The sequence below is a fragment of the Bradyrhizobium sp. PRIMUS42 genome (assembly GCF_023006515.1).
Taxonomy (GTDB): domain Bacteria; phylum Pseudomonadota; class Alphaproteobacteria; order Rhizobiales; family Xanthobacteraceae; genus Bradyrhizobium.
On the sequence record NZ_JALBGZ010000274.1, the window covers coordinates 1 to 7,661 of the forward strand.

The window sequence follows — 7,661 nt, forward strand, 5'->3', positions numbered from 1 at the left end:
CGCCATCACGATCGGCGCTTCCGATCCGCCGAGCACGCGCATCGATGCCGAACGCCGCGCGTTGCCGCATGTCGTGCGGGCGTCCCCGCACTACTACAACACGGAAGCCGAGGTCGACCGCCTGATCGACCACATCGCGGGATTGGCGCGGCGGTCGTAGCGCGCGCTCAGGTGCAGCGCGCGCTCAAGCCGGACGCGCTGAGCCTTGCCATGACTTCGTCGAGATGCGCGCTGTCGCGGGTCTCGATGACGAGCTGCAGCAGCGTCGCCTTGGCTGGCAGATCGGAGAACGTCCGCTGGTGCGAGACCTCGATGATGTTGGCGCCGGCTTCGGCCAGCAGCGCCGCAACGGCGGCCAGCTGCCCGGGGCGATCAGGAATATCGAGCGAGAGCTGCGTCAGCCGCCCCTCGCGCGCCAGCTCGCGCGTGAGGACCGAGGCGATCAGCCGCGTGTCGATATTGCCGCCGCTCAGTACCAAGCCGACCTTCTGGCCGGCAAAGCGGGAGGGATCGGACATCAGCGCGGCGAGGCCTGCGGCGCCGGCGCCCTCGACCACCGTCTTCTCGATCGAGATCAGGGTCGCAACGGCGCGCTCGAGCTCGGCTTCGTTCACCAGCGCAATGTCGTCGACGAGGCGGCGGACGATTTCGGTGGTGAGCTTGCCGGGCGATTTCACCGCGATGCCTTCGGCGAGCGTATCGCCGCGCGCCGGCAGATTGCCGTCATGGATGGCGTTGTACATCGAGGGATAGAGCCAGGCCTCGACGCCCAGGATTCGCAGTGACGGCTTGATCGATTTCGCGGCAATGCCGATGCCGCTGATCAGGCCGCCGCCGCCGATCGGGACGACCAGCGTATCGAGCTCCGGCACGGCTCTCATCATCTCCAGCCCGACGGTGCCCTGCCCCGCGATCACGAGCGGATCGTCGTAGGGGTGGACGAAGATCATGCCGCGGGCTTCGCCGTGGTGACGTGCGAAGACGGCCGCCTCCTCCAGCGTCGCGCCCGTGACGACCACTTCCGCGCCGTGATGCCTTGTGTTCTCGATCTTCACCATCGGCGTGCCGATCGGCATGACGATGGTGGCGGGAATGCCGAGCCGCTTGGCGTGATAGGCAACACCCTGCGCGTGGTTTCCGGCCGACATGGCGATGACGCCGCGCGCACGTTCCTCCGGCGTCAGCGCGGTGAGGCGGTTGAGCGCGCCGCGCTCCTTGAAGGAGGAGGTGAACTGAAGGTTCTCGAATTTGAGCCAGATCTCGCAGCCGCAGATGTTGCTCAGCGTGCGGCTGTAGCTGCAGGGCGTCTCGACGACGGCACCCCGGATGGTGTCGGCGGCGGCATGAATGTCGCTTGGCGCGACCGGAAAACCGCTCAGGTCAGGCGACGTGCTTTGGGACAACTCAGCCATGGGACAGCATAGAGCATCCGGCGGTTCGAGGCGATATGCCAGCCGCTATTTGGTAAATTCCCGGGAACGTGAAACCCGCCACAGCGTCCAGAGCGTGCGCAGCCGCGACGTCGGCTGCGGCGCGAAAGGATTGCGGCCGGGGTGCGACAGGCGCTTGAGATCGGCCTTGACCTGGCTCAGCGGCAGAAACGCCGGACGCACCGCGACCGGCACTTGCGCCAGCAGCGACAACGCCGTGGTCAAATGCTGCTGCGCCTCGCCCACGAGCTGGTCCAGCACGGCGCGGAGGTTCGGCGTGTCCTTGCCGGCAAAGACGTCCTCCATCTGGCAGCCATGGCTCGCCAGCACCTGCTCCGGCAGGAACAGCTGACGGTGCGATGCATCGCGTGGCAGGTTCGTCATGACCTGCACGATGCCCTGCGCCAGTCCCGCATGACGGGCGAGATGCTCGACCGCCTCCGATGGCGGCCCCAGAACCTGCGCAGCCAGACCGAACAACGCCGAACAGGTCGCGGCCAGATAGCCCTCCAGCGCCGTCAGCGTCGGCATCGGGTCGTTGTAGAGGTCGAACTGGTGCTCGTCGATGAGCAGCGACAGCGGCTCGACCGGCAGGTCGAAATCACGGATCGCACGCAGCAATTCCGCCGCGACCGGATTGCCTTCGGCGCTGCCGTGGACCAGGCCCGAAAACAGGTCGGTCCACCATTGAAAGCGGATTTCGCCGGGCAAGGGTTGGCTCACCTGGTCGCGGACGCGGACAATCTCGACATTGAAGGCGTAGAGCGCCAGCAATGCGCGGCGCTCGGCGGCGGGCGCGAACAGGGTTGCGGCATAGCGCGGAAAGTCGTGGCTGCGCACGAGATCGGCGCAGAAGGTGACGGAATCGGGCGGCGGAGCGGCGCTGCTCATGTGCTGTTCATGGCACCGCGATCAGCGCGGCGGCGACCCGCCGCCGTTCGCCGATCATGATGTTGTAGGTGCGCACGGCGGGACCGGTCTGCATCGTGTCCAGCACCACCCTCACCGCTTTGAGCGCCTGCCTCAGCGCCGGCGGCGGCAGCCAGACGCCGGTTCCGGTGCCGATCAGGAGCGTGTCGATGCTGTTGGCGGCCGTGAAGACCCGATCCAGCGAATAGCGGTCGATCTTCGCGGGATCCGTCACGTCCCAGGCCCAGATCGCGTCCGGCAGGCAGAGCAGCGAGCCCCGATGCGACATGCCGGCGAAGGCGAAGCCGCCCTTGCCATAGGCCTCGATCGGCGCCGAGCGCGGGAAATGGGGAGCGTTGGGATCGCCGGCCATGAGCTTCGTCCGAATGGGCTTACTGCCCTCGCAAACGCCTGCGAGGGCATGCGGTTCGGATCACGCCTTGCTTTTCTTCGCCGGCGCAGCCGTATCGGGCGCATCCTCGCGATGCTCGCCGACGCCGAGATAGATCAGGATCGGGGCAGCGATGAAGATCGAGGTGTAGGTGCCGACCAGCACCACGCCGAACATCATCACCGCGGTGAAGCTGTGGATTGCATGACCGCCGAACAGGAGCAGCGCGAGCAGCGCCAGCGTCACCGTGAAGTGGGTGATGATCGAGCGCGACAGCGTCGAGTTGATGGACTCGTTGAGCAGCTGCGGCATCGGCATCTTCTTGTAGCGACGCAGCATTTCACGGATGCGGTCGTAGATGACGACGGTGTCGTTGAGCGAGTAGCCGAGAATCGTCAGAAGCGCCGCGATGCTGGTCAGGTCGAAATCGACCTGACTGATCGACATGAAGCCGATCGTCAGCACGATATCGTGCACGTTGGCGATCATGGCCCCCAGCGCGAACTGCCATTCGAACCGGAACCAGAGATAGATCAGGATCGCCACGATCGCGAGCATCAGGCCGAGCATGCCGTAGGCCAGGAGCTCGCCGGCGACGCGCGGGCCGAGCACCTCGACACGGCGGTACTCGATGGAATCGCCGAGCGCGGTGCGCACCTTCTGCACGGCATCCTGCTGCGCCTTGTCGCCGCCGGGCTGTTCGGCGACGCGGATCAAGACGTTCTCGGGGCCGCCAAACTGCTGCAGCTGGATTTCGCCGAGACGCAAGCCATCCAGCGTCGTGCGCATTGCCGAGATGTCGGCGGCGCCGGACTTGGCCCGCACCTCCAGCAGGGTGCCGCCCTTGAAGTCGATACCGAGGTTCAGTCCGTGGGTGAAGAACAGCGTGATGGCGACGATCGACAGCGCCGCCGAGATCGGGAAGCTGATGCGGCGGAAGCGGGTGAAATCAAAATGCGTGTCGTCCGGGACGATGCGCAACGACGGCAGCCAGCCCATGGCCGCGACCACGGTGAGGATGGCAATGAGGATGCCGAGCCCGATGAGAACGGTGTGAATCACGATCAGGCTCCTAGATCGGCACGCTCTGCGGCCGCTTCCACCGCACCCACCAGGCGACGATCAGCCGGGTCATGGTGAAGGCGGTGAACACCGTGGTGATGATGCCGATGCCGAGCGTCACGGCAAAGCCGCGCACCGGACCGGTGCCGATGTAGAACAGCACCGCGGCGGCAATGAAGGTGGTGATGTTGGAATCGAGGATAGTCGCGAGCGCCCGCTTGAAACCGGCGTCGATCGCCGAGATCGCGTTGCGGCCGCCGCGCAGCTCCTCACGAATACGCTCGTAGATCAGCACGTTGGAGTCCACCGCGATGCCGACGGTGAGCACGATGCCGGCGATGCCGGGCAGCGTCAGCGTGGCGTTGAGCAGCGACAACAGGCCGAAGATCATGGCGACGTTGATGGCCACCGCGATGTTGGCGAACACCCCGAACAGCCGGTAGGTCAGCAGCATGAAGATGATGACCAGGATCGAGCCGACGTAAGCCGCCAGTTCACCCTTCTCGATCGAATCCTGGCCGAGGCCCGGACCGACGGTGCGCTCCTCGACCACGGTCAGCGGCGCCGGCAGCGCGCCTGCGCGCAGCAGAATCGCGAGGTCGTTCGCCGACTGCACCGTGAAACTGCCGGAGATCTGGCCCTGCCCGCCAGTGATCGGCTCGCGAATGACGGGCGCCGAGATCACCTTGCCGTCGAGGATGATCGCGAAGGGCACCCCGACATTCTCCTGCGTGGCCTGCGCGAACTTGCGCGCGCCAGAGGTATTGAACTTAAAGCTGACGACCGGCTCATTGGTACGCTGGTCGAAGGTCGCCTGGGCATCGGTCAGATCGCCACCCGCAACCAGCACCTGCTTCTTGACCACGTAGCCGGTCGGCGGCGGCGTGGCGGCCGGCAGGAACTCGGCTTCCGGCGGCAACCCGCCCTGCTGCGCCTGGTCCGGCGGGACCGAGGGATCGACCATGCGGAATTCCATCTTCGCGGTCTTGCCCAGCAACTCCTTTAGACGCGTCGGGTCCTGAAGGCCGGGGACCTGCACCAGGATACGGTCATTGCCTTGGCGCTGGATCACGGGTTCGACGGTGCCGAGCTCGTTGACACGCTTCTCGACGATCTGGATCGATTGCTCGATCGTCTTGCGCATGCGGTCGAGCATCGCAGCCTGCGGGATACTCAGGCGGATCACGCCGCCGGCCTCGCTCACCTCGAGGTCGCGCTGACCGCTGGATCCCATCAGGCCGCCCAGCGGCTGGGATAATTCGCGCAGCTTTGCGAGCGCAGCCTGAACGTCGGATTCCTTGGTGATGCGCACCTCGGCCGCGTCGTTGCGCACGGTCACGCCACCCGTGAAGCCGATCTTGGCATCACGCAGGGTGCGGCGAACGTCGTCGCGAATCTGATCGAGCCGCTCCTTCTTCACGTAGTTGGAATCGACCTCGAGCAGCAAATAGGAGCCGCCCTGGAGGTCGAGGCCGAGCACGAGCCGGCGCTGCGCCCAGGCAGGCCAGGTCTTGACCTGGGCCTCGGGGAAAAAGTTCGGGACCGCGCAGAGGCACACGATCAGCGCCGTCAGGATAATCCCGAGCGCCTTCCACCGCGTGAAATACAACATCGACTGGACCTGTCAGATCAGGAGACTTGAGATGCTCGCGGAAGCGCTCACTTCGACGCGGCGTCGTCCTTGGCGGCTTCCTTCGCGCTTTCCTTGGCCGGCTCGCCCTTGGCGCGCACGCCGGAGATCATCTGGCGCATCTGCCGCACCCGCACGCCGTCGGAAATCTCGAACTCGATCTGGTCGTCGTCGACGACCTTGGTGACCTTGCCGACGAGGCCGCCCGAGGTCACGACGGTGTCGCCGCGGCGGATGTTCTTCACGAGGTCGGCGTGGTCGCGGACTTTCTTCTGCTGCGGGCGCAGAATCAGGAAGTACATGATCACGAAGATCAGGGCGAACGGCAGCAGCGACATCAACATGCTGTTGGTGTCGCCGGCGCCCGCAGCCTGGGCATACGCAGGAGTAATCAGCATTCGGACGATCCTCGTGAGAACGGGAGAAAGCCGGTCAGGCCCTCAAAGGCGACCGGTTCGGTCAAATTCGCGCGGACTATAGCGGCCATTGCCCCAATTGCAACGCTGCCAGACCGCCCTTTTGGCCACCTTGCGGCGCGCCCTCAGGCCCGATAAAGGCTGCGTTCTCAGGAACTTCGGACATGCCCAAAAAATCAAGCAAAAGCCCGGCCGGCAAAGGCCCCCGCACCGCTGCCAGGAAGCCTGCCCGCGTCGCGGCAAAACGCCCCACGACGGCCTCCAAGGCCACTTCTCAGCCAGCCCCAGACCTCTCCCAGGAACGCATCGTCCGCGCGCTGGAGACCATTGCGGCGCACCTTTCCGCCCAGGGCAAGCCGGTCGTCGAGCGCGAGTCGTTCAAGCGGGCGGATGCCTATGTCTGGCACCCCGACGGCCGCCTGTCGGCCGTGCCGCGGGTCAGCCGCGTCGAGCTGTTCCTGCTCAAGGGCGTCGACCGGATGCGCGACATCCTGATGGAGAACACCGAGCGGTTCGCGGGTGGCCTGCCCGCCAACAACGCCCTGCTCTGGGGCGCACGCGGCATGGGCAAATCGTCGCTGGTGAAGGCCGCGCATGCCAGCATCAACGCGGAGCGCAAACCGGCCGAGAAGCTGAAGTTGATCGAGATCCATCGCGAGGACATCGAGAGCCTGCCCGCGTTGATGGAGCAGCTTCGGGCCTCTTCCTTCCGCTTCATCGTGTTCTGCGACGACCTCTCCTTCGACGGCAACGACGCCTCGTACAAGTCGCTGAAGGCGGTGCTCGAAGGTGGCATCGAGGGCCGGCCCGAGAACGTCATCCTTTACGCCACCTCGAACCGCCGCCATCTGCTCGCGCGCGAGATGATCGAGAACGAGCGCTCCACTGCGATCAATCCCGGCGAAGCCGTCGAGGAGAAGGTCTCGCTGTCGGATCGGTTCGGTCTCTGGCTCGGCTTCCACCGCTGCAGCCAGGACGAATATCTCGCCATGGTGCGCGGCTATTGCAGCCATTTCGGCATTGAGGTCGACGACGAGGCGCTGGAGCGCGAGGCGCTGGAATGGTCGACCACCCGCGGCTCTCGCTCAGGCCGCGTCGCCTGGCAGTTCGTACAGGAGCTGGCGGGTCGGCTGGGCGTGAAGCTGACGGCGATGTAGCGGGAGCTCCAGCCGAAGCTACGGCCCAGCCCACAACTGTCATTCCCCGCCTCGTGCGCAATTGCGCACTGGAGCGGGGAATCCAGTACGCCGCGGCTTATCGGCTCAACAATGATTGTCTCTGGAGTACTGGATCGTCCGCCTTCGCGGACGATGACAGCGTACTTGTGGTAACGGCGCGGCCCGTCTCTATAGGCCGCGTCAGCCTCACGCCCCGTTCAGGAATTGAAGCGGGTCAACCGGACTCGATCCCTTACGGATCTCGAAGTGGAGCTGCGGCGACGCCACCTCCCCGGATTGACCCGACTTGGCAATGACCTGACCGCGCTTGATGGGATCGCCGCGCTTCACCAGCAGCTCACTCGCATGGGCATATGCGGTGACGTAGCCGTTGGAATGCCGAACCAGGACCAGATTGCCGTAACCTTTCAGCTCGTTGCCGGAATAGGCGACGACACCATCTTCTGCCGCCTTGACCGGCGTCCCCTCGGGCACCGCGAGATTGATGCCGTCATTGGACTTGCCGTTGGTCTTGGCGCCGTAGCTCGTGACCACCTTGCCGCGCACCGGCCAGCGGAAGGTCGGCAGTGCGCTGGTGGTCTCCGCAGCCTTCGCCGGCGTCTCGGCGGGCTTCTCTTCGACGTTCGCCGTGGCCTGGGCCAGGCG

The 7,661-nt window shown here is 65.5% G+C and carries 8 protein-coding genes and 1 pseudogene; 2 read left to right on the forward strand and 7 right to left on the reverse strand.

Features of this window, described 5'->3' with window-relative positions; all coding sequences use genetic code 11:
- Positions 1-160: pseudogene (locus MOV75_RS20250) on the forward strand (aminotransferase); the annotation flags it as partial.
- 7 nt (positions 161-167) lie between these two features.
- Here the strand turns inward: MOV75_RS20250 and MOV75_RS20255 are convergent.
- Genes MOV75_RS20255 through yajC form a run of 6 tightly spaced genes read right to left on the reverse strand, consistent with a single transcriptional unit; the run spans position 168 to position 5,820 of the window.
- A complete protein-coding gene (locus MOV75_RS20255; protein WP_246929171.1) occupies positions 168-1,412 on the reverse strand; it encodes a threonine ammonia-lyase in 1,245 nt (414 codons plus the stop codon).
- Positions 1,413-1,457: 45 nt separating this feature from the next.
- The gene (locus MOV75_RS20260) at positions 1,458-2,321 is read right to left on the reverse strand and encodes a phytoene/squalene synthase family protein (RefSeq protein ID WP_246929170.1); all 864 of its coding nucleotides are present in this window, start codon (positions 2,319-2,321) and stop codon (positions 1,458-1,460) included.
- A 7-nt stretch (positions 2,322-2,328) separates the two neighbouring features.
- Positions 2,329-2,712: an Mth938-like domain-containing protein gene (locus tag MOV75_RS20265; protein ID WP_106950502.1), complete on the reverse strand. Its 384-nt coding sequence runs from the start codon at positions 2,710-2,712 to the stop codon at positions 2,329-2,331.
- Between the two features lie 60 nt (positions 2,713-2,772).
- Complete coding sequence (gene secF, locus MOV75_RS20270) at positions 2,773-3,792, reverse strand: protein translocase subunit SecF (RefSeq protein ID WP_246929169.1); 1,020 nt, start codon at positions 3,790-3,792, stop codon at positions 2,773-2,775.
- Positions 3,793-3,802: 10 nt separating this feature from the next.
- A complete protein-coding gene (gene secD / locus MOV75_RS20275; protein WP_246929168.1) occupies positions 3,803-5,404 on the reverse strand; it encodes a protein translocase subunit SecD in 1,602 nt (533 codons plus the stop codon).
- 47 nt (positions 5,405-5,451) lie between these two features.
- Positions 5,452-5,820, reverse strand: a complete 369-nt coding sequence (yajC, locus tag MOV75_RS20280) for a preprotein translocase subunit YajC (protein ID WP_246929167.1) — start codon at positions 5,818-5,820, stop codon at positions 5,452-5,454.
- Positions 5,821-6,002: 182 nt separating this feature from the next.
- On the opposite strand from yajC, the gene MOV75_RS20285 reads away from it, so the two are divergent.
- Positions 6,003-6,995, forward strand: a complete 993-nt coding sequence (locus tag MOV75_RS20285; RefSeq protein ID WP_246929165.1) for an ATP-binding protein — start codon at positions 6,003-6,005, stop codon at positions 6,993-6,995.
- 207 nt (positions 6,996-7,202) lie between these two features.
- On the opposite strand, the gene MOV75_RS20290 is transcribed toward MOV75_RS20285, so the two are convergent.
- Positions 7,203-7,661, reverse strand: a 459-nt coding sequence (locus MOV75_RS20290) for a murein hydrolase activator EnvC (protein WP_247006471.1), incomplete at its 5' end; no start/stop codon positions are given.